This window comes from Methylobacterium sp. E-012 (genome assembly GCF_057836545.1).
The window spans coordinates 1,112,331-1,133,617 of record NZ_JBYQEY010000001.1 but is presented as its reverse complement, the minus strand read 5'-3'; the positions used below and the strand labels follow the sequence as shown (position 1 = coordinate 1,133,617).

The window sequence follows — 21,287 nt, the reverse complement described above, 5'->3', positions numbered from 1 at the left end:
GGAGGCGAACGCCATGAACGATCTCACTCCAATCCGTGCCGCGATGCGGCCCTCGCTCCATGTGGAACCGACGGTTCGCAACCTTTCGCGCCGCGGGTTCCTCGGTGCCGCCACGGGCGCCCTCGTGCTCAGCGTCGGTCTCCCCGTCGGTTCGGCCCGAGCCCAGTCCGACGGCGCCGGGGCCATCGCGCCTAAACCCGGCACGCGGGTCTCGGCCTTCCTGGAGGTCCGACCCGACGATAGCGTCAGGCTCCTCAGCCCCTTCGTCGAGGGCGGCCAGGGCATCAATACCGGGCTTGCCCAGACCATCGGCGAGGAGCTCGACCTCGATCCGTCGCGCTTCGCCGTCGAATGCGCGCCGCCCGGACCCGACTACGCCGTGGTCAATGGCCTCCGCATGACCGGCGGCAGCTTCTCGACCCGGTCGAGTTACGACGCCATGCGTCGGCTCGGCGCCACGGGGCGCGAGATGCTGCTGCGGGCCGCGGCCGCCAGGTTCGACGTCAAGCAGGACACGCTCACGACCAACGACGGTCGCGTCCTGCATGAAGCGTCGGGCCGCACCATCGGCTACGGCGCCCTGGCAGGTGCCGCCCTCATCCTGCAGCCGCGCGAGGACGTGCCGCTCAAGGACCCGAAGGCTTTCCGCTACATCGGCAAGCCGGTCGCCCGCCTCGACGTGCGCGACAAATCCACGGGCCGGGCGACCTACGCCATCGACCTCAAGGTCGACGGCATGCTCCATGCGGCCGTGGTCCACGCGGTCCATCTCGGCACGGAGCCCAAGGCCATCGCCAACGAGGCGGCGGTCAAGGCGATGCCGGGCGTTCACGCCGTCCACCGCCTGCCGGGCGCCGTGGCGGTCACCGCCGACAGCTGGTGGCGAGCGCGCAAGGCGGTCGAGGCCCTGAACGTGACCTGGACCGAGCCGGCACCCGCCGGCATCGCCACGGTCTCCGATGACTTCTCGTCGGCCGGGATGCGGGCCGCACTGAAGGCCGCCGACGCTGAGGGCCTCGTGGCCGAGGCGTCGGGCGATGCCGCGGGCGTGTTCGCCAAGGCCACGAAGGGCTCCGGGGTCACGGTGATCGAGGCCGAGTACGACGCGCCCTACCTCGCCCATGCCCAATTGGAGCCACCGTCCTCCATCGCGCGCTTCAACGCCGACGGCACCCTCGACCTGTGGGTGCAGAACCAGATGCCGGAAGTGTTCCAATCGGTGGCGGCCAAGGTCTCGGGCCTCCAGCCGGAGCGGGTTCGCATCCATTCGCCGATGCTCGGTGGCTTCTTCGGCCGCCATTTCTATTACGGCTCGTCGAATCCGTTCCCGCAGGCGATTCAACTCGCCAAGGCCACGGGTCGGCCTGTGCGGGTGCTGTGGTCGCGCGAGGAGGAGTTCGGCATGGACGCCGTTCGCCCACTCGGCTTCGTACGGTTCCGCGCCGCCATCGGTCCCGACGGGATGCCGTTGGCCATCGAGACGCGTGCCGTGGGCGAGGGCCCGATTGGACGCTGGTTCGGCTCGATCTTCAAGGCGCCCGTGGATGCCTCGGTGGTCGAGGGCCTCGACAAGAAACCCTACGCGATCCCGAACCGACGGATCGACTACGTGAAGGTCGCCCAGCCGGTGACCATCGCGTTCTGGCGCTCGGTCGGCCACTCGATGAACGACTTCTTCTCGGAGAGCTTCTTCGACGAGATCGCCCAGGCCGGCGGCAAGGACCCTTTCAACCTTCGCATGGCGCTGCTGAAGGACAGCCCGCGCCACACGACCCTCCTCAAGGCCGTGGCCGACCTCGCCGGCGGTTGGAAGCGTGGGCCGTTCCAGGCCGCGGACGGCACCAGGCGCGCACGTGGCGTGTCCATGGCCTCGCCCTTCGGCTCCGAGACCGCGACCATCGCCGAGGTCTCGCTCAAGGACGGCGAGGCGAAGGTCCACGACCTCTGGATCGCCATCGATCCGGGCAGCATCGTCAACCCGGCGATCATCAGGCGCCAGGTCGAGGGTGCCGCAGCCCTGGGGCTGTCCGCCACGCTGCTGGAACAGGTGGTCTACGAGGGGGGCAAGCGCCAAGCCCGCAACTACGACACCTATCCGATCCTCGACCGGGAGAGGATGCCACGCGTGCACGTCGCCATCGTCGAGAGCGGTGCCCCCATGGGCGGCATCGGCGAGCCTGGCCTGCCCGGCGTTCCGCCCGCGGTGGTCAACGCCGTCGCCGCCCTCACCGGACAGCGAGTGCGAAGCCTGCCGCTCGCCAAGGAAAAGCTTTCGGGCGTGTAGCACGCGGGCTCGTCGGGCCTCCGGGGGGACATCCGGATCCGCCGACCGATACCGAAAGACCGTCCTGTCATCGAGCGAGGTTGAGTCATGGTCGAAACCCGGAACCACGACGAGGGTGTCCCGCTCCACTATGAGGATGCGACCCGTCTTGCCTCGCTCATTCGGACCAAAGCCATCTCGTCACGCATGGTGGTCCAATCGCATCTCGACCGCATCGAAGCGGTCAACGGCCCCATCAACGCCGTCGTCACCCTGATGGCGGATGACGCGCTCAGGAGCGCCGATGCCGCCGACGAAGCCGTCGCGCGGGGCGGACGCCTGGGGCCTCTGCACGGCGTCCCCTTCTCGATCAAGGATGCCATCGATACGGCGGGCACGCCGACGCAGCGCGGTTCGAGATTGTTCGCGGGCAACGTTCCCGAAAAGGATGCGACGGTCGTCGCGCGCTTCAAGGCGGCCGGGGCCATCCCGCTCATCAAGACCAACCTGCCCGAGTTCTCGGCCTGGACCGAGAGCGACAACCTAGTGACGGGCCGCACCAACAACCCCTGGGACCTGACGCGCACCCCCGGCGGTTCCTCCGGCGGAGAGGCTGCGGCCATCGCGGCCGGGATGTCGCCAATCGGCATCGGAAGCGACGTGATGATCTCGGTGCGAGGACCGGCCGCATTCACGGGCATCGCCGCCCTGAAGGCGACGCACGGCCACATCCCCTACACCGGCCACTACCCCAGCATCCTCTCGCATTGGTGGCACGTCGGGCCGATGGCCCGGAGCGTCGGCGACGTCGCCCTCGGCTACTCCATCCTGAAGGGACCTGATGGGGCTGATGGCTACGCCATCCATGCGCCGGATGCCGGGCCGGGGAACGTCGGTGTTGCCGGTCAGCCGCTCCGGGTCGGGTGGGTCTCGGAGGCAGCCTTCGGCCCGGTCAATCCCGAGATCACCGCAGCCCTTTCCGGCGCTGCGTCCCAGCTCGCCGATCTCGGCTGCATCGTGGAGGAGGTGACCCTGCCGTTCCTCGGCGATCCCTTCGGTACGCTCGCCACGCTGGTCTACGGCGAGATCGTCCCCTCGATCAAAGCCCTGGCGGAGGGCCGTGAGGACCAGTTGCACGCCGTGGGTGCCGGGATCGTCGGGATGTCGGACCCCTCGTTCATCGATTTCGCCGCCGCTCATGCCAGGGCCGAAACGCTTCGATCGGCGTTCGCAGGATTCTTCAGCATCCACGACGTCCTGCTGTGCCCGGTCAATCCGATGACCGCGACGCCGCACGGGGCCCAGACACTCGTCGTCAACGGTCGGCAGGTTTCGTGGACCCACGTCATGAGCGCGACCTGTCCGTTCAATCTCAGTGGGCTACCGGCGCTCTCGGTACCGTATGCCCTCAGCTCCGAGCATCTGCCGATCAACATCCAGCTCGTCGCCGGATGGCTCGACGAGGACACCATCCTGCGTCTCGGCGCCGTCCTCGAACGCAAAGGCGGTCTCGGACACCGGCATCCGATCCCATAGACCGGGCAAGCGGATCCATTCGCAGGTTGCGATCCGATAGCAAGAGAGCGTCGCCTGACGCAGCAACGTCCTCGACTGCATGGGACGAAGAATGATCGACCGATAATCGTCCCAGCGTACCTCATGCCGTCCAGGCAGGTGCTGAACGCCCCGATCCACATCGTACAGTGCAAGGAGAGCCGGCCATGACGATCTCGATCAGAGGCATCCACCTTCCGGACGGCAAGCTCGGTCGCGCCGTGACGGAATTCATCCGTGACACCGAGAGCGACCTGCTGTTCAACCATTCGAGCCGCGTCTACTATTTCGGCGCCCTCGCGGGTCTCGACCGCGATCTGAAGTTCGACGCCGAATTGCTCTACACCGGCGCGATGTTTCACGACATCGGCTTGATCCCGGCCTACAGCAGCGCGACGGAACGCTTCGAGGTCGACGGCGCGAATGCCGCCCGGGACTTCCTCAAGGGCCATGGCATCGATCAGACCGACATCGACACGGTGTGGACCTCGATAGCGCTTCACACCACGCCGGGCATTCCCAAGCACATGCACCCCGTCGTCGCCCTCGTCACCGCGGGCGTCGAGATGGATGTCCTGGGCCTGACCTACGCCGAGTACGCGGAGGAGGAACGCGAAGCCGTCGTTCGCGCGTACCCGCGCGCAGGCAGCTTCAAGGAAGACATCATCCAGGCGTTCTACGACGGCATCAAGCACAAGCCGGACTCGACCTTCGGCAACGTGAAGGCCGATGTCATCGCCGACAAGGAGCCGCACTTTCATCGCGGCAACTTCTGCGACGTGATCCGCGCGTCCCGCTGGCGCTGACGTTTCCCGGCCGCGCCCGGCTGCTTGAGCCGGCATCCCACGCCGTCAACCGGAGGCCGACACGATGCCCATTTCGATGTACCAAGCCTCGGTCCCCGTCCTCACGCGAGGACTTGGAGTGCTGTCGGATCTGCTGAGGAAAGGCGAGGCGCATGCCCGCGAGGCCGGCCTCGATCCAGCGTCCATCGTTGCGGCCCGCCTTGCCCCGGACATGCTGAACCTGGCCGGGCAGGTGCAACGGGCGAGCGACACGGCGAAATACACGGCTGCACGTCTCACCGAGGAGGCGGGACCATCCTTCGCGGATGATGAGGCGACCTTCGCCGAGCTTCACGAGCGTTGCGCGCGGACGGTGGCGTACCTGGAATCGGTCCGCCCCGGGACCCTGGAGGGTAGCGAGACGCGGATGATCACGTTCGGGGGCGAGGCGCACAAGACGACGCTCCCGGGAGATGCCTACCTCCTCAGCTTCGCGCTGCCGAACTTCTTCTTCCACGTCACGACCGCCTACGCCACGTTGGCGTCCCCCTCGGCAAGGCCGACTATCTCGGGACGCGTGAGAGCCGCTGAGGCTTTCGCCGCGACCGTCCCGGGAGCCTTCCGCAGGAGCAATGAACCGGGGCGGCCGATCCGCGGCTCCCCCGGCAAAGCGATTTCCTCTGTCGCGCACAGGAAGCGACGGACGTCCGGAACCCTGAAGGGAAACCCAGGTCATGACGATGTACCTTCTCGCCCTGCTCGTCGGCATCATCGCCGGTCTCCGGGCGTTCGTGGCACCGGCCGTCGTGAGTTGGGCCGCGGCCTCCGGGTGGCTCAACCTGGACGGATCGTGGCTCGCCTTCCTCAGCTATCGCTACACCCCGTACGTGTTCACGCTGCTGGCCCTGGGCGAGTTCGTCACTGACCAGTTGCCAAGCACGCCGAGCCGCACGGTGCCGATGCAACTCGCGCCCCGGCTCCTGAGCGGCGCCCTTTGCGGCGCGGCCATCGGGATACCGTCGGGACAGCTTGTCGGAGGGCTCGTGGCCGGCATCGTCGGCGCCGGGATCGGCACCTACGGGGGCGCCGCGGCACGCGGACGCCTCGCCGCGACCTTCGGTAAGGATCGGCCGGCCGCATTCATCGAGGACGCCGTAGCCATCCTCGCCGGAGCGTTCATCCTCGGATCCCTATGATGGGCCGCCGGTTCGACGCCATCGTCATCGGTGCCGGCCAGGCCGGGCCGCCGCTGGCCGGCCGCCTCACGGCGGCGGGCCAGCGCGTCGCGGTGATCGAGCGCAACCTCTTCGGCGGCACCTGCGTCAACACCGGCTGCATGCCGACCAAGACCCTGGTGGCGAGTGCCTATGCCGCCCACCTCGCCCGCCGAGCCGCCGAGTACGGGGTGGTCCTGGAAGGGTCGGTCGGCATCGACGCTAAGGTCGTCGCCGCGCGACAGCAGGGCGTGTCCGCCAAGGCGCGGGCCAACGTCGAGACCTGGTTGCGCGGCATGGAGGGCTGCACCGTCCTGACCGGTCATGCCAGATTTGTGTCGAGTTACGCCGTGGCCGTGGGCGACGAGGTCCTGGAGGCGGAACATATCTTCATCAATGTCGGCGGCCGCGCCCGCGTGCCGGAGATGCCGGGGATCGACACGGTCCCGTTCCTTACGAACACCACGCTGCTGCAGCTCGACACGATTCCCGAGCACCTCGTCGTCATCGGCGGCAGCTACATCGGATTGGAATTCGCGCAGGCCTACCGGCGCTTCGGCAGTGCGGTCACCGTCGTGGAAATGGGCCCGCGGCTGATCGGGCGCGAGGATGCGGACATCTCGGAAGCGGTCGCGGGCATCCTGAGAGACGAGGGCATCGCCCTTCGGCTGAACGCGGAATGCGTCCGGTTCGCACTCCATGCCGACGGCATCGCGGTCGGGGTCAACTGCCGGCAGGGCGAGCCCGAGATCGTCGGGTCCCACGCACTGCTGGCGGTGGGGCGCCGGCCGAACACCGACGACCTCGACCTGGAGGCAGCCGGCATCGCCATCGATGCGCGCGGCTTCATCACCGTGGACGACACCCTGCAGACCAGCGTGCCCGGAATTTACGCGCTCGGCGATTGCAACGGGCGCGGCGCCTTCACCCATACCGCCTACAACGATTTCGAGATCTTGGCCGCCAATCTCCTCGACGGGGCGGACCGCCGGGTCAGCGACCGCATCCCCGGCTATGCCCTCTACATCGACCCGCCCCTGGGACGCGTCGGCATGAGCGAGGCGGAAGCGCGGTCGAGCGGCCGCCCCGTCCTCATGGGGACCCGCCCGATGACCCGGGTCGGGCGGGCCGTCGAGAAAGGCGAGACCAAGGGCTTCATGAAGGTGCTGGTGGATGCCGGGAGCCGAGCCATTTTCGGCGCGGCGATCCTGGGGACCGGCGGCGACGAGGCCGTACACGGCATCCTCGACATGATGAACGCCGGGGCCACCGCGGACACCCTTCGGTGGGCGGTGCCGATCCACCCGACCGTGTCCGAACTGATCCCGACCGTCCTGAACGATCTGAAGGTGCTTGGCCACCGAGAGAATCCCGCATGAACGCGCTCGAACGCTACGACATCCTGATCCTGGGCGGCGGCAAGGCCGGCAAGACGCTGGCGATGGATCAGGCCAAGGCCGGCAAACGCGTCGCCGTCGTCGAGGCCGGCATGATCGGCGGCTCGTGCATCAATATCGCCTGCATCCCGACCAAGGCGCTCGTCCGCAGCGCGCAGGTCGCGCACCTGACCAAGCAAGCAGGCGCGTTCGGGGTCGTCACGCCCGGGGAACCAGCCATCGACATGCGTCGCGTGGCCTCGCGCACCGCCGAGGTCGTGGCCGGGATGGTCGCGGTCAACGCGAAGGCCTTCGCCGCGAGCGGGTTCGAGCTCGTGCTCGGCTGGGGTCGGTTCGTCGAGCCGCGGGTGATCGAGGCTGTCGGCGAGTGGGGCGCCCGCCGGCTTACGGGGGATCGCATCTACCTCGATCTCGGCACCCGCGCCGCCATCCCGCCCGTACCGGGTCTGCGCGAGGTCGAACCGCTCACGCACGTCGAGGCGCTGACGCTCGACGTCCTACCCAACCACCTGCTGGTGATCGGCGGGGGCTACGTCGGCATGGAGATGGCCCAGTCGTTCCGCCACCTCGGCGCCGAGGTCACCATCATCGAGCACGGACCGCGCCTCGCCGCCCGGGAGGATGCGGACGTCGCCGGCGCGATCCAGGACCTGTTCCGGGCCGACGGCATCAAGCTCGCGCTGAACGCCAGGATAGCGGAGGTCTACGGTCATTCCGGCGACGGCGTGACCGTCCGGCTTGAGGACGGACAGGGGTTTGACGGATCGCACGTGCTGGTCGCGGCCGGGCGCGAGCCGATGACGAAGGACATCGGTCTCGACATTGCCGGCGTCACCCTCGACGCGCACGGGTTCATCACGGACGACGAGCGCCTGGCCACCGCCGCACCCGGCATCTGGGCCCTCGGCGAGGTCGCCGGCAGCCCGATGTTCACCCACGTCTCGCTCGACGATTATCGCGTGGCCAAGAGCGGCATCGAAGGTGGGGGCCGCACGACGAGGGATCGCTTGGTGCCCTACGCCGTGTTCATCGAGCCCGAGTTCGCACGGGTGGGCCTCAGCGAACGCGAGGCCGAACAGGCGGGCGTCCCATACCGCGTGGCGCGGATCGCGATGGACGCCGTGCCGCGCGCCCGCACGCTCTCCGAGCGGACGGGCTTCATGAAGGCCCTCGTCGGCGACGATGACCGCATCCTCGGCTTCGCGATGCTGGGTGCCCAGGCCGGAGAGGTCATGTCCACGGTGCAGATGGCGATGCTCGGGAACCTCGCTTTCACGGTCTTGCGCGACGCAATCCTGGCCCATCCGACGCTGGCCGAGGGACTGAACATGCTTTTCGCCAACCTTGGCGTGCGGACGCCTTCGGCGCAGGCGGCATGATGGCCATGGCCGTACGATCAGGGGCATCGCTTCGTGGCCGCGCCGGACAGGAACAGTCGCGCGCATCGGTGGGCCCGTTCGACGATTTCGGCCTCCGTCGGCAAGGCGCGCTGCCCCATCATCGCCGCCCTCTGGGGTTCCATCGTCATCATCCCCCGCAGCATCCCCGCAGCCATGTCGGGATCTTCAAGCCGGAGGGTCCCGCGTTCGCATTGCAGCCGGAGATAGGCCGTCAGCACCCGCTGCGTCGCCAGGATCGCCTCCTGGAAAAAGTTCGCCGCCAGATCCGGAAACCGGCCGCTCTCGGCGATGACGAGTTTCTGGATCGCCACCGTCTCCTGTGAGAGGGTGAGCCGTCCATATTCCTCCATGATGCGCGCGAGTGCGTCGTCGACCGGCACTGAGCCGACAGCCACCAGATCGACCGCCAGCATGAACTTGGCGATGCGGTCGGTGATCGATGTCTGGAACAGGTCGGCCTTGGTCGGGACGAGCCGGTAGAGCGTCTTCTTCGAGATGCCAGCGGCCTGCGCCACGTCGTCCATGCTGGTGCCGGCGAAGCCGCTCACCATGAAGGCCTGCCGCGCCGCGTTGGAAATCAATCCGCGGGTCTCCTCGTCGGACCGGGTCGGGGGCCGTCCCCTTGGACGACGGGCAAGCTGTTCGGTGGCGTCCATCAGTAATTCTCGGTGGGTGGATTGATATCACGGAGATAGGGACCATTTTGGAAACTAGCAAGTTTCCGAAATGCCACGCTGGGGTTCAGCGGCGGCATCCGCCTCATCAGGAGCAGCGGCCATGTCGAAGCACCCGGACGCCTTCATCGTCGACCGGCAGGTCCCTGCCGCCGTGGCACTCCCCAGCCGGGACTTGGCTGTCGCGACGACAGAGCTTCCGGTCCCCGCGAAGGCGCGAAGCGGTCTTCGTCGGTTCCTGATGGTCGGCGCGAGCCTCGCGGCGCTCGCGGGCGGCTCGTACTATGGCTGGGACTACTGGACGGTCGGTCGCTTCAACGTCTCGACCGACGACGCCTACGTCCAGGCTGACAGCGTCACCATCGCGCCGAAGGTGTCGGGCTACCTCGGTGCGGTCCTCGTCGGCGACAACGAGGCGGTGCAAGCCGATCAGGTCCTGACCAGGATCGACGACCGGGATTACCGCGTCTCCCTCGACACCGCGAAGGCCGACGTCCTCGCGGCGCTGGCGACCATCGAGAGCAAGAAGGCCGCCATCGAGACCCAGCTCGCGATGATCGAGTCGGCCAAGGCGGTCGTCACCGTCAGTCAGGCGAGCCAGGTTTTCGCCGAGCAGGAGAACAAGCGCTACGCCGACCTCGCCGCGACCGGGTATGGCTCCGTCCAGAACGCCCAGCAGGCCGCCTCTCGCATCGCCGCCTCCCGTGCGTCCGTCCAGCGGGACGTCGCGGCGCTCTCATCCGCCACCAAGCAGGTCGGTCAACTCAAGGCGGAGCTCGCACAGGCCGAGGCCGCACTCGCCCGTACGCGGGCCCTGGAGCACCAAGCCGAGCTCAACCTCTCCTACACGGCGATCCGCGCGCCCATGGACGGCGTCGTCGGAAACCGCACGCTGCGTGTCGGCCAGTACGTCAATGCCGGGACCCAGCTGATGTCCGTGGTCCCGACGGCGGCGGTCTACGTGGTGGCGAACTACAAGGAGACCCAACTGACCGACGTCCGCCGGGGCCAGCGCGTCACGGTCGAGGTCGACATGTTCCCCGGCCGCACCTTCACCGGCAGGGTCGACAGCCTCGCGCCCGCCAGCGGCCAGACCTTCGCGCTCCTGCCGCCGGACAACGCCACGGGCAACTTCACCAAGGTGGTCCAGCGCATCCCGGTGCGGATCACCCTCGATTCGGCCAGCATCGGCTCCGGCGACCTCCGCCCGGGCATGTCGGTCGAGCCGGTGATCGAGACCAAGGCGGCTGCACAAACGTCGACGACCCTCGTGCAGGCCGAGTGACGCAGAACCCCGAGGAGGGTCGTCCCATGCCCAGCGTCACGCAGCCTGCACTGCCCGGAGCTTTCATCCGCGCCACCACCCGCGAATGGATCGCGGTCTCGGCCAGCATGATCGGCGCCTTCATGGCGATCCTGAACATCCAGATCACGAACGCCTCCCTGCTCGACATCGAGGGCGGCATCGGCACCGGAATCGACAACGGCGCCTGGATCTCGACCTCGTACCTCATCGGCGAGATCATCGTGATCCCGCTGACCGACTACCTCAGCCGGGTGTTCTCCTTCCGGCGCTACATCCTCGTGAACAGCATCCTATTCCCGCTGTTCTCCATCGCCTGCGCGTTCACCCACGATCTCGGCTCCATGATCGCCATGCGGGGCCTGCAGGGCTTCGCCGGCGGCGTCCTGATCCCGATGGCGTTCACCATGGTGCTGACGCGGCTGCCCAAGGCGCAGCAGCCCATCGGTCTCGCCCTCTTCGCACTCGCCGTGACCTTCGCCCCGGCAATCGGCCCGACCATCGGGGGCTACCTCACCGAGAACTACGGCTGGCAGACGATCTTCTACGTCAACGCCGTCCCGAGCGCCGTCATGGTGGTGGCGCTGGCCCTGACCCTCGACCCGTCGCCGATGCGGCTCGACCTACTCAAGGAAGGCGACTGGGCCGGGGTCGTCACGATGGCCATCGGGCTCTCCGCCTTCCAGACCGTGCTGGAGGAAGGCAACAAGGACGACTGGTTCGCCTCGCCCTTTATCCTCAGGCTGGCGGTCGTCGCCGCCGTGTTCCTGACCGCCTTCATCGTCATCGAATTGACGGTCGCGAAACCCCTCATCAACATCCGCCTCCTGAAGCAACGCAACTTCGGCATCGGGGTGCTCGCGAACACGCTCGTCGGCTTCGCCCTATTCGGCACGGTCTACATCCTGCCCCAGTATTTGGGACAGGTGCAGCGCTACAACGCCGAGCAGACCGGCAACGTTCTGGCCTGGACCGGGCTGCCGCAGCTCCTGATCATCCCGCTCGTGCCGCTGATGATGAAGCGTTGGGACGCGCGGTACATCGCGTTCGTCGGCGTCGCGATCTTCGCCGCGAGCTGCTTCATGAACATCACGCTCTCGCTCGACAATTCGGGGGACCAGTTCTTCATCCCCAACGTCGTCCGAGCCATCGGCCAGGCCCTGGTCCTGACCCCGATCAGCGCCATCACCACGGGCGCCATCGCGCCAAGCGAGGCCGGTGCCGCCTCCGGGCTGTCGAACATGATGCGCAACCTCGGCGGGGCCGTCGGCACGGCGGCCCTGTCGACGATCCTAGCCAAGCGCGAACAGTTCCACTCCAACATCATCGGGCAGTCGATCACCCTGACGCGTGACGAGGTCCGTGCCCGGCTCGACCAGATGACCGACTACTTCATGGCGCACGGCGTCGCGGATCGCGCGATGGCCACGGCCAAGGCCGTCGGCCAACTCGGGGCGGTGGTGAAACGCCAGGCCCTGGTCATGGGCTTCAGCGACACCTTCGCGGTGATCGGGGTCGTCTTGTCGGTTGCGGCGGTCTCAGTCCTGCTGGCCCGCCGGTCCGGCAAGGCGGCCGGCTTGGGCGGCGGGCATTGAACACCGCCCGTCCCTCGCCAAGGTCGTGATCGACGCCGGAACATGATGACGTTCGAGCGCCCCCCGAATCGCATCGCCTGCTGGAGGCATGTCGAGGCTGCCGTCCTGCACCGGCAATTCGAGATCGTGGCCGCGGTGGCCTGCGTCGCGACCGACGCTGGTGGTTGGGTGACCGGCGAGACTGTCAAGGCTAGGGCAAGAGTTGGTGGCGTGTTCGTAGAGCGAGCGAGCCCTGGTGCGGGCTCGCCTTCTAGACCGGTGAACTCGGCTTGGACCCGGCATCGCCAACATCAAGGCGCACCTCGACGACCAGATCGCAACGGGCGCCTAGGTGAAGGTCGCATGGTCCCATCGCGACGCCGGGGATGTACGCCGCATCCCCGGCTCCAAGACACAGGTGAATGGAGTCGAGACTTTAATCGGTGGATCGACCCTACCTTTTCGATTCACCCGCATCCTTCGCGCTGACCGAGCCCGTCGTCGATGGCTCGCTGGCGAAGCGGAGCATGCCCTCAGTGTCGATGACGAGCGTGTCGCCAGTCTCCACTGAACGTCCGTACCCCGAACCCCGTACGCGAAGCTCGCATCCCCCCTTGCATTCGACCTCGGTCGAAGCTCCCGCCGCCAGCTTCTGGTCGGCCTGGGTCTCGCCCTGGTCGACCGTGAAGATGTGCTCGGCCTTGTCTTGGTTGGTGACCGTGATCGCGAACGCCGGCGACGCCGCCAGCATGGTGCCGGCCAGGATGATTGCGGGTATCAAATCGCGTTTCATGTCTTTGTCTCCGTCCGTTGGCGTTATGCCGTCGTGCCGGGGATGTAGGGCCGGGCCGCGGTCACCCGCCCGGATGACATGGCCAAAAGCCAATCGCTTTTGCGGAGTAGCTATCCGTATTTGAGGACTTCCAATTAGATGTTGGCGACAGTGGGGGATGCAGGTTCGGGGAAAGCTCCGACCGAGCGACGGTCGATGACCACCTGCACCAATCGTCCGGGCCAGGGTTGTGTTAGGAATTAGACGTCCTTGTCGGGGCTCAAGGGGAAATCCCGCCGAGAACAGGTCAGCCTGAAAGACGCTATTTCCGATGGCACGCCCGGTCACCCCACGATATTTCTTCGACCGTCTCGACGGGTTATCCCGAAGGGGGACCTGGGCCGTGCTGACGCTCACCGGCCTGGGTTTCATAATGTTCGACGAGGTCGCCGGCGTCCCCGGTGACGTCGATGTGCACGCCCGAGCCGCCGCGCTTGCCGCCCTCGACATGGACCGACACCACTGCGCCGTCGGCAAGCAGGCCCGAGAGCACGAGTTGGTCCGGGTTGGTGGTCGGGATGCGCTCGCCGGTCTCGGCGATCCGCACCTCGGGGAACGGGTTGACCAGCAGGGCCGAGACGCTCTGAGGCCAGCCCACAGCCTGGGACAGCATGTCGAGGAAGTGCCCGGCGTAGGTGGCGACGACGCTGGAGAAGTTCTCCGGCGGCACCGTCCAGGCCATTGCCCTCGGCCGGACCTCGTGGAAGTCCGGCGTGCTCCCGTGCATCCGCACCGAACGGAGGCGGCCGACGAAGCCGTCCGCGATGAGGTCGCGCAGGTACCGGTTGTGCGGGGCGAGCCGCGGCTGCAGGCCGACGAAGTGGCGAACGCCCCGGTCCCGCGCCAGACGCAACAGGTCCTGCGCGGTTGCGGTGTCCACCGTCAGGGGCCACTCGCAGTACACGTCTTTGCCGGCGGCGATGACGGCCCGCACGGTGTCCGCGTGCTGGGGCGCGGTGTTGAGCACCAGCACGAGGTCGAGGCCAGGCAGGGCGGCGAGTTCCTCGACCGTATCCGCCACGGTCGCGATGCCGAACCGGTTCGCAGCGGCCTCCGCAGCTTTCCGACGCCTCGCCTGGACGGCAACCACTGCGTAGTCCGGGAGCAGGTCGAGGACCTGCAGGTGGCCGTGGTTGGCCCAGGTGCCGGCGCCGATCAGCCCGACCTTGATCGGGCGTCCGTCTGGATGGGGGTTCATGTCGGTCTGCCTCGGTTCGTCGCCGCGGCGTCGATCTAGGCGTGGTCGGGCAACCTCGGAATTGGGCCAACCGTCCGGGCATTCCGGACGGGGGCGTCCGCAAAGCCGGGGCCGCTAAGGTCTCCTATGTCTCGGCGAGCCACGCCACAGTCCGTAGGGCGCGCTCCCAGGTGACTTCGCGGGATGGGTAGGACGAGAGGGAGTAGGCGGCCACGGGCGTCCAGAGGCCGCCATCCTCCACGTCCCTGCGGAACTCCTCGAACCCCCAGGTCCCGTCCGGCCGCCGGAACAGGTCGACGCAGCGGTCGTGCGTGTCGTTCTCCACACTTGTCAGGACGGTCCACGACCGGTCGATGCGTCTGGTCATGCCTGCTCCGGCACCTTTCGCGGCCCCTGAACCGAACGGGGCGATGGCTGACGAGCATCAACGCGCGACGATTGCGGACTGGACGTCCCGAGTGTCCGGACACGGACCCCGATACCGTCTCGCGGCGTCGCCGGCCATCTTGCCGAGGCTGTGGAGGACGTCATGCCAACCCTGTTCGACCCCATCCGGCTCGGCGCCATCGAGGCACCGAATCGCATCCTGATGGCGCCCCTGACCCGGGCCAGGAACACCCGCGATCATGTCGCCACGCCGATGATGGTCGAATACTACCGCCGCCGCGCCAGCGCGGGCCTCATCGTCGCCGAGGCGACGGGCGTCAGCCTGCAGGGGCTGGGCTGGCCCTACGCTCCGGGCATCTGGAGCACCGAGCAGGTCGAGGCATGGAAGCCCATCGTGAGGGCCGTGCACGAGGCCGGCGGCCGCATCGTCTCGCAGTTCTGGCATATGGGCCGGGCGGTCCACCCGAGCATGCCCGGACGAGAGCAACCGGTCTCGGCCTCCGCCACCACGCAGCCGGGCGAGGACCACACCTACGACGGCAAGAAGCCGTTCGCTCAGGCCCGTCCGCTGCGCATCGACGAGATCCCGGCGCTGCTCGACGATTACCGCCGCGCCACACGCAACGCCCTGGCCGCCGGCTTTGACGGCGTCCAGATCCACGCCGCGAACGGCTACCTGCCGGACCAGTTCCTGCGCGACGGCACCAACCTGCGCGAGGACGCCTACGGCGGCTCCATCGAGAACCGGATGCGGCTGCTCGGCGAGGTGACCCGCGCGGTGGCGGAGGTGGCGGGACCGGACCGGCTGTCCGTGCGGCTCTCGCCCAACGGTGACCGGCGCGGCGTCAACGACAGCGACCCGGCATCGCTGTTCACGGCCGTAGCCGCCATGCTCGACGGCCTCCGTGGCGCCGCCCCCGCGCAGCCGCCCGACCTCGGCGGTCAGCGCCGCCACCCGTGCCTCCAGGGCGTCGACCGTCATGCCGGCCTCGTCGAGCACCTCCCTGAAGTGCGCCCGATCGATCTCGAAGTTCGCGCGTTCGACGTCGCGGACCCGGCTCTCGTCGGCCCGGACCTCCTCCAGCAACGCCCTGCCGAAGTCGCCGATGCGCTTCTCCAGGGCCTCCGGCAACTGCATCGTCTCGATGACCGGATGGTGATTATGCATATGCCAAATCTCGCGAATTTGGCTCAATCTCGCACCACGCAGGGGCAGCCCAACCCATCCGATGCCATCTCGTTCGATCCGATCCAGCACCTGCAGCGTTCCCCATCCGTTGATCCCGATGGCTCGTTCGGGGGTTTGGGCGCCTTCGACGGAGGAGCGCCAACACGGCCACGGATGCGACCCGTAGTCGATGGCGCCCAAACCCCCGAACACGGTGCCGCCAGCCTGCTACGCGATCTGCTTACGGCGGCGAGGCGTCAGGGCCTGGGCCTCTCTGACGGGCGAGCCATCCAGCGGGGGGAGTTTCACCTTCGCAATCGCGTGCTCTGCGGCCAGCATTTCCGGGCCTTCGCTGTACCGGCCGAGCGTCAGGCCCGAGCGCTTGTGCCCGACGATGGCTGCGAGGAGGTCGCCATCGACAGCGGCACGCTCCGCCTTGGTAATGAACCAGCGTCGAAGGCTATGGAGGTTGACGAGCGAACGCCGCTTCCCCTCCATTTGCTCGTCGACTTTGAGGTCGCGCCGATACTTCGTGAAGCGTTTCGAGAAATACGCACGTCGTTCGCTGACCGACCCCTTAGCCACCGGCGCTGGCCATTCCGGAAAGAAGTCGTCCGCGGGCTTTTCAAGGCGATGGATCACGAGGAGATCCCAGCCTTCATGGCCCGCTTGCGGACGGCCGGCTCAATGAGCGCCTTCGCGCTTGAGCGGATCATCCTGACGGCGCCGAGCGTCGGTGTCGGTACGCGGAGCGTTGCGGGTTGTGCGCCAGGGGCTGCGAAGAGCGGACCTGCCCCTTTGCGCCCCCTGCTGACCCAACAGGCAGTTCATCCCGTCCCGAATAGCGGACGGGCCGGAACGCACCCTCAGCGGTCCTTCGCACGGCAGTGCGGAGAGGTGTCAGCAACGGGGATGAGCCCTCACGCTGAACGTGCCGGGACCTTCCGACCGACGCAAGCGTCGGGGTCCCAGGTCTTCAGCAGCCACGGCACGCGCGCGCCGGCCATCGGCTTGGCATAGAGGTAGCCCTGCACGTGGTCGCAGCCCATCGCCGCAAGGTGCCGCGCCTGCTCCACGGTCTCCACGCCTTCCGCCGTGACTTTCATCCCGAGGTTCCGGCCGAGGCCGATCACGGCCGCGACGATCGCCGCGTTGTCCGGGTCCCGTTCCAGATCGCGCACGAAGCTCTGGTCCACCTTGATGTGGTCCACGGGGAACTGCTTCAGGTGCGTCAGCGAGGCGAAACCGGTCCCGAAATCATCGAGCGCGATGCTCACGCCGCCGGCGTGCAGACGCGCCAGCGTCGCGGGCACGGTTTCCGCTCCCGCACCGAGGAACACCGTTTCGGTGACCTCGAGCTCGAACTGCGTCGCGGGCACCCCGAAGCGGCTCAGGACAGCGAGGATCACGCCGGCCAAGTCGGGCTTCTGGAACTCGGCCGAGGCGAAGTTCACCGCCACGCGCCCGAAGTCGAGGCCGCGCTCGTTCCAGGCGCGCATGTCGGACGCCGCCGTTTCGAGAATCCGATCGCCGATCGCGGTGGACAGCTCCGGGTCATCGAAGGCCGAACCGAAATAGCCCGGCGTCAGCAGCCCCCTCTCGGGGTGCCGCCAGCGTGCCAGTGCCTCGAAGCCGACGATCCGGCCCGTCGTGACGCAGACCTTCGGCTGGTAATACGGCACGATCTGCCCCGCCGCGAGGGCGGCGCGCATCTCCGCGGCGATTCTCAGCCGGCGCAGGGCGTCCACGCGCATCGCGGCCGAGAACACCACGACGCAGTCCCGGCCGCGCGCCTTGGCCTGGGACAGCGCGATGTCGGCGTCCTTGAGAAGCTCGCGCAGGTCGGTGTGGTGATCCGGGCAGGCTGCCACGCCGATGCTGGCCTTGCAGGTCAGCGTCTGGTCCCGGATCTGCAACGGCCGGCGCAGTCGCTCGATCAGCGCTTCCGCATGCTGCACGGCGTTGGGCAGGCGCAGCGGATCGACGAGAATCAGGGCGAACTCGTCGCCCGTGAGCCTTGCGAGCGTATCGCAGGGCCGCAGACCCTCCCGCAGACGATCGGCGACCTCGCAGATCACGGCATCGCCGACGTCGTGGCCGAGGGTGTCGTTCACGTCCCTGAGATGGTCGAGATCGATCAGAAGCAGGCTCACGCCGGTGCCGTCCCGCTCCGCCGCCGCCAGCGCCGCCTCCGCGCGCCCACGGAACAGCTGCCGGTTCGGCAGACCCGTGAGCGCGTCGAGGTTGGCCGTCTGCCACAACTTCTCCTGCGCAAGCTTGCGCTCCGTGATGTCGAAGGTGATCCCCACGATCCGATCCGCATCGACCCGCTCGACCGACGAGCACAGCCATTGCATGCGGCCGGCGGGTGAGAGGTAGCGGAACTCGCGCTCCTCGCGCGCGCCGCAGGTTCGGATGAAGTCCGCCATCTGTGCGCGATCGTCCGGGTGTACGCGATCGAGGAACTCCGACCGCGATTCCGCCGCCAGGCCGAGGACGTGGGGGGCATTCTCGGTTTGGGTGACCCGACCCGTCTTGAGGTTGTGCTCCCACGCCACCATCCGGCCGGCGCGCAGGGCGAGACGCAGGCGCTCCTCGCTGGTGCGCAGCGCGGCGGTCGCCCGCCGCTGCTCGGTCACGTCGCGCACCGCACCGACCATGCGGACGGGCCGCCCCCGCGCATCGCGGACGACGAAGGCCTGGTCGATCACCTCCTTGTAGCCCCCGGCACCGCTGCGGTAGCGGTACTCGGCCTGCCACCGATCGTCCGTGCCGTCGACGGCCTCGGCGAAGCTGGCGATCACGCGCGCGCGGTCCTCGGGATGGATCCGAGCCGCCCAGCGCGACCAAGACGGCTTGCTCTCCTCATCCGTGTAGGTGCGCACCTCGCCGGTCGCCTTGATCCAGGCGACGTCATCCGAAGCCACGTCCCAGTCCCAGATTCCGTCCTGCGTGGCGCGCACCGCCAGGCGATACCGCTCCTCCTGAATCCGGATGGTCTCAGCGGCCTCGTGACGCTCGTGGATGTCGGTGATCGTGCCAACCCACTCCCGGACCCGACCCGTCTCATCCTTCAGCGGGACGGTCCGGCCCAGAACCCAGCGGTACCGGTCCTGCGCGTGGCGGACCCGGTAGGTGGCACTGCCCGCCTGCCCGGTCGCCATGGTCGCCTGCCAGATTGCGGTGATCGTCTCCCGGTCCTCCGGGTGCACAACCTTCAGCCAGCCATCACCGAGATAGGCGTCCGTGGCCTGTCCCGTATATGACGCCCAGCCGCGGACCTCGATGATGCTGCCGGCGGCGTCCGCGCGCCAGACCATGGTGCCGGTGGCTTCGATCAGGGCCTGATAGCGCCGCACCGTCGTTCGCAGGTCGGCATCCAGCGCGACCTGGGCGGTGATGTCGCGGGACACGGCCAGAATGCGCTCGGGGCCGTGTCGGCCGCCCGCGAGCGGGCTGAGATTGACCGCCCACCATTTCGGCTGCCCCGAGGGCGTCAGGCAGAAACCGCGGAAGCTGGCGCTGCGCCCGGCCCTTGCGTGCGCGAGCGCGGCCTGAGCCGCTTCGTGATCCGCCCCGTGCCAGAACGCGAGCCAGGATCGTCCGAGGCGCGGCTGGATGTCGTCGATCTCCATCAACGCCTGCCCGCCGGCGCTCATGAACAGGAGATCGCCCCCCGGATCGACGAGCATCACGCAATCCGTGCTGCTCTGGAGCAGGCCGCTGAAGAGCGCGTCGAACAACCCGTGCTCGGTGCGATCCGGGGGCGCGAGGCCGGTCGTCGGATCGCGTGTCTGCTCGTCCGCGGTCCAGGCGGGCCCAACCGCCTCGGACCCGTAGAGGTGATAGCCGCCCCGACCGGCGGCCTTGGCGCGGTAGAGCGCCTGGTCCGCACAGGAAAACAGGCGGTCGGGGTCGAGCCCATCGTCCGGCGCGCGCGCGATTCCCATGCTGAGGCCGATGCGCACCGGATAGCCGCCGAGATCGACCGGCGCCGCGACCGCCGCCAGCAGCCGCTCGGCCAGCGCGACCACTTCCGCGACGCAGCCTGTCCCGGTCCGGATGATGACGAATTCGTCGCCCCCCAGGCGCGCCACCGTATCCGCGGGGCGCAGGACGCGTTTCAGCCGCTGTGCCACCGCGCACAGCAGACTGTCGCCGGCCTGATGGCCGAGGGTGTCGTTGACCGGCTTGAACCGATCCAGGTCGAGGCAGAACAGCGCGAAGCCGCCGCCGCCGCGCTGGGTCCGGGCGATCTCCCGCGCGAGCCGCTCGCGGAAGAGGAGCCGGTTCGGAAGGCCCGTGAGCGGATCGTGACGCGCCATATGCGCCATCTGCCGCTCGGCCTCCTTGCGCCGGGAGATGTCTCGGATGACGGCGACGTAGCCGTCCGACGCCCCCGTCGCCGGGTCGGTGGTGAGGTTGAACGAGACCTCGACCCAGACCCACGCGCCGACCTTCCGGCGGTAGCGTTGCTGGCTGACCGCTTGTTTGAGCGTGCCGCGCCCCACCTCTTTCAACAGGCGGGCGAAGGCACGCGCGTCCTGCGGATGGACGGACTCGATCGGCCGCGTGCCGAGGAGTTCCTCCGGCTCGAAGCCGAGCAGCCGTTTCGCGGCGGGCGACACGTAGCGGCGCGTCCCGTCGAGGTCGCAGCGGACGATCAGATCGGTGGCGTTGTCCGCCAGCAACCGGTACAGGGCCGCGCTGTCCCGCGCCTCGCGCTCCGCCTTGCTCATCCGCAGCAAGGTGACGGCGATCTGCGCCAGGCTCCGAAGCTGGTCCTGTTGCTCGGCCGAGAACGGGCGCGGGACCCGGTCGATGATGCACAAGGCGCCGAGGTGGATGCCGGGGGCGAGCACGAGGGGCGCGCCCGCATAGAAGCGGATATGCGGCTCGCCCGTGACCAGCGGATTATCCGCAAACCGCCCGTCACGCGTGGCGTCCTCGACCACCATCACCGCGTCGGACAGGATGGTGTAGGTGCACAGGGAAACCCCACGCGCGGTGCCGGGCGTGTCGAAGCCGCATCGACCCTTGAACCGTTGCTCGGTCTCGCCCACGAGGCTGACGAGGGCGATCGGAACGCCGAACAGCGCCTGCGCGGTCCGGCAGAGCGCGTCGAATTGCGGCTCGGCGGGAGAGCCGAACACGTCGAGTTCGCGCAGGGCTTCCAGACGTCTGACCTCATTCGGATGAACCGGATGCATATCTGATCCACTCGGGTCCGCTTGCACCCCCCGGGTGCCTCGCCTCGCTCGACCCGACGAACAGTCTGTGGGGCTTATGTTAAAAGCCGGTTCATTCGACGCCGACCGACAAGGAAATCACGGCCGAAAACCGATGGACGTGTAGGACTTTTCCGTACATTGCGCATAAAATCGGACTGACTACCGATGATTTTTTGAACGAATATTGCACCTGAGATCCACTGAGCCGCGTGGATCGGGGCAACTTATCCGATCTCACCTTGCACCTTGCCGATCGATACGCGTACCGATCTTCGCACGGCGATTTGGCTCACCGGGGCGGGAGCGC

Annotated in this window: 13 protein-coding genes and 2 pseudogenes; 10 read left to right on the top strand and 5 right to left on the bottom strand. The window is 68.0% G+C overall.

The genetic code is table 11. The annotated features are described in order from the left end of the window. Nucleotides 1-13: 13 nt before the first annotated feature. The 7 genes and pseudogenes from AC3IF1_RS05370 to AC3IF1_RS05340 all read left to right on the top strand — a co-directional run bounded on the left by AC3IF1_RS05370 (nt 14) and on the right by AC3IF1_RS05340 (nt 8,592). The gene (locus tag AC3IF1_RS05370) at nt 14-2,284 is read left to right on the top strand and encodes a xanthine dehydrogenase family protein molybdopterin-binding subunit (protein ID WP_489216351.1); all 2,271 of its coding nucleotides are present in this window, start codon (nt 14-16) and stop codon (nt 2,282-2,284) included. A gap of 87 nt (nt 2,285-2,371) precedes the next feature. Then, the gene (locus tag AC3IF1_RS05365) at nt 2,372-3,799 is read left to right on the top strand and encodes an amidase (RefSeq protein ID WP_489216349.1); all 1,428 of its coding nucleotides are present in this window, start codon (nt 2,372-2,374) and stop codon (nt 3,797-3,799) included. 185 nt (nt 3,800-3,984) lie between these two features. Continuing rightward, entirely contained in the window at nt 3,985-4,623 is a 639-nt protein-coding gene (locus tag AC3IF1_RS05360; RefSeq protein ID WP_489216348.1) for an HD domain-containing protein, read from the top strand. Between the two features lie 64 nt (nt 4,624-4,687). Next, a pseudogene (locus tag AC3IF1_RS05355) lies at nt 4,688-5,193 on the top strand (DUF1993 domain-containing protein). A 143-nt stretch (nt 5,194-5,336) separates the two neighbouring features. Beyond that, nucleotides 5,337-5,798: a DUF4126 family protein gene (locus AC3IF1_RS05350; protein ID WP_489216346.1), complete on the top strand. Its 462-nt coding sequence runs from the start codon at nt 5,337-5,339 to the stop codon at nt 5,796-5,798. Further along, nucleotides 5,798-7,195: an FAD-containing oxidoreductase gene (locus tag AC3IF1_RS05345; RefSeq protein ID WP_489216344.1), complete on the top strand. Its 1,398-nt coding sequence runs from the start codon at nt 5,798-5,800 to the stop codon at nt 7,193-7,195. Before AC3IF1_RS05350 ends, AC3IF1_RS05345 begins: the two co-directional genes overlap by 1 nt. Further along, nucleotides 7,192-8,592 carry an FAD-dependent oxidoreductase gene (locus AC3IF1_RS05340; RefSeq protein WP_489216342.1) on the top strand — a complete coding sequence of 467 codons (1,401 nt, stop codon included), beginning with the start codon at nt 7,192-7,194 and terminating at the stop codon, nt 8,590-8,592. The genes AC3IF1_RS05345 and AC3IF1_RS05340 overlap by 4 nt, the downstream gene beginning before the upstream one ends. 17 nt (nt 8,593-8,609) lie before the next feature. On the opposite strand, the gene AC3IF1_RS05335 is transcribed toward AC3IF1_RS05340, so the two are convergent. Next, nucleotides 8,610-9,269, bottom strand: a complete 660-nt coding sequence (locus AC3IF1_RS05335) for a TetR/AcrR family transcriptional regulator (RefSeq protein ID WP_489216340.1) — start codon at nt 9,267-9,269, stop codon at nt 8,610-8,612. A 121-nt stretch (nt 9,270-9,390) separates the two neighbouring features. On the opposite strand from AC3IF1_RS05335, the gene AC3IF1_RS05330 reads away from it, so the two are divergent. After that, a complete protein-coding gene (locus AC3IF1_RS05330; protein ID WP_489216338.1) occupies nt 9,391-10,572 on the top strand; it encodes an HlyD family secretion protein in 1,182 nt (393 codons plus the stop codon). Nucleotides 10,573-10,598: 26 nt separating this feature from the next. Then, nucleotides 10,599-12,185, top strand: coding sequence for a DHA2 family efflux MFS transporter permease subunit (locus AC3IF1_RS05325; RefSeq protein WP_489216336.1), 1,587 nt, complete (start codon nt 10,599-10,601; stop codon nt 12,183-12,185). A gap of 433 nt (nt 12,186-12,618) precedes the next feature. Here AC3IF1_RS05325 and AC3IF1_RS05320 read toward each other — a convergent pair whose 3' ends face one another. From AC3IF1_RS05320 to AC3IF1_RS05310, 3 genes are all read right to left on the bottom strand, one after another. Continuing rightward, nucleotides 12,619-12,957, bottom strand: a complete 339-nt coding sequence (locus tag AC3IF1_RS05320) for a hypothetical protein (RefSeq protein ID WP_489216334.1) — start codon at nt 12,955-12,957, stop codon at nt 12,619-12,621. Between the two features lie 358 nt (nt 12,958-13,315). Then, the gene (locus tag AC3IF1_RS05315) at nt 13,316-14,194 is read right to left on the bottom strand and encodes a Gfo/Idh/MocA family protein (protein ID WP_489216332.1); all 879 of its coding nucleotides are present in this window, start codon (nt 14,192-14,194) and stop codon (nt 13,316-13,318) included. A gap of 124 nt (nt 14,195-14,318) precedes the next feature. Next, nucleotides 14,319-14,561, bottom strand: a complete 243-nt coding sequence (locus AC3IF1_RS05310; RefSeq protein ID WP_489216330.1) for a hypothetical protein — start codon at nt 14,559-14,561, stop codon at nt 14,319-14,321. A gap of 162 nt (nt 14,562-14,723) precedes the next feature. On the opposite strand from AC3IF1_RS05310, the pseudogene AC3IF1_RS05305 reads away from it, so the two are divergent. Then, nucleotides 14,724-15,479, top strand: a pseudogene (locus AC3IF1_RS05305) (alkene reductase); the annotation flags it as partial. Nucleotides 15,480-16,669: 1,190 nt separating this feature from the next. Here the strand turns inward: AC3IF1_RS05305 and AC3IF1_RS05300 are convergent. Then, nucleotides 16,670-20,959, bottom strand: coding sequence for a diguanylate cyclase domain-containing protein (locus AC3IF1_RS05300; protein WP_489216328.1), 4,290 nt, complete (start codon nt 20,957-20,959; stop codon nt 16,670-16,672). Nucleotides 20,960-21,287: the final 328 nt, after the last annotated feature.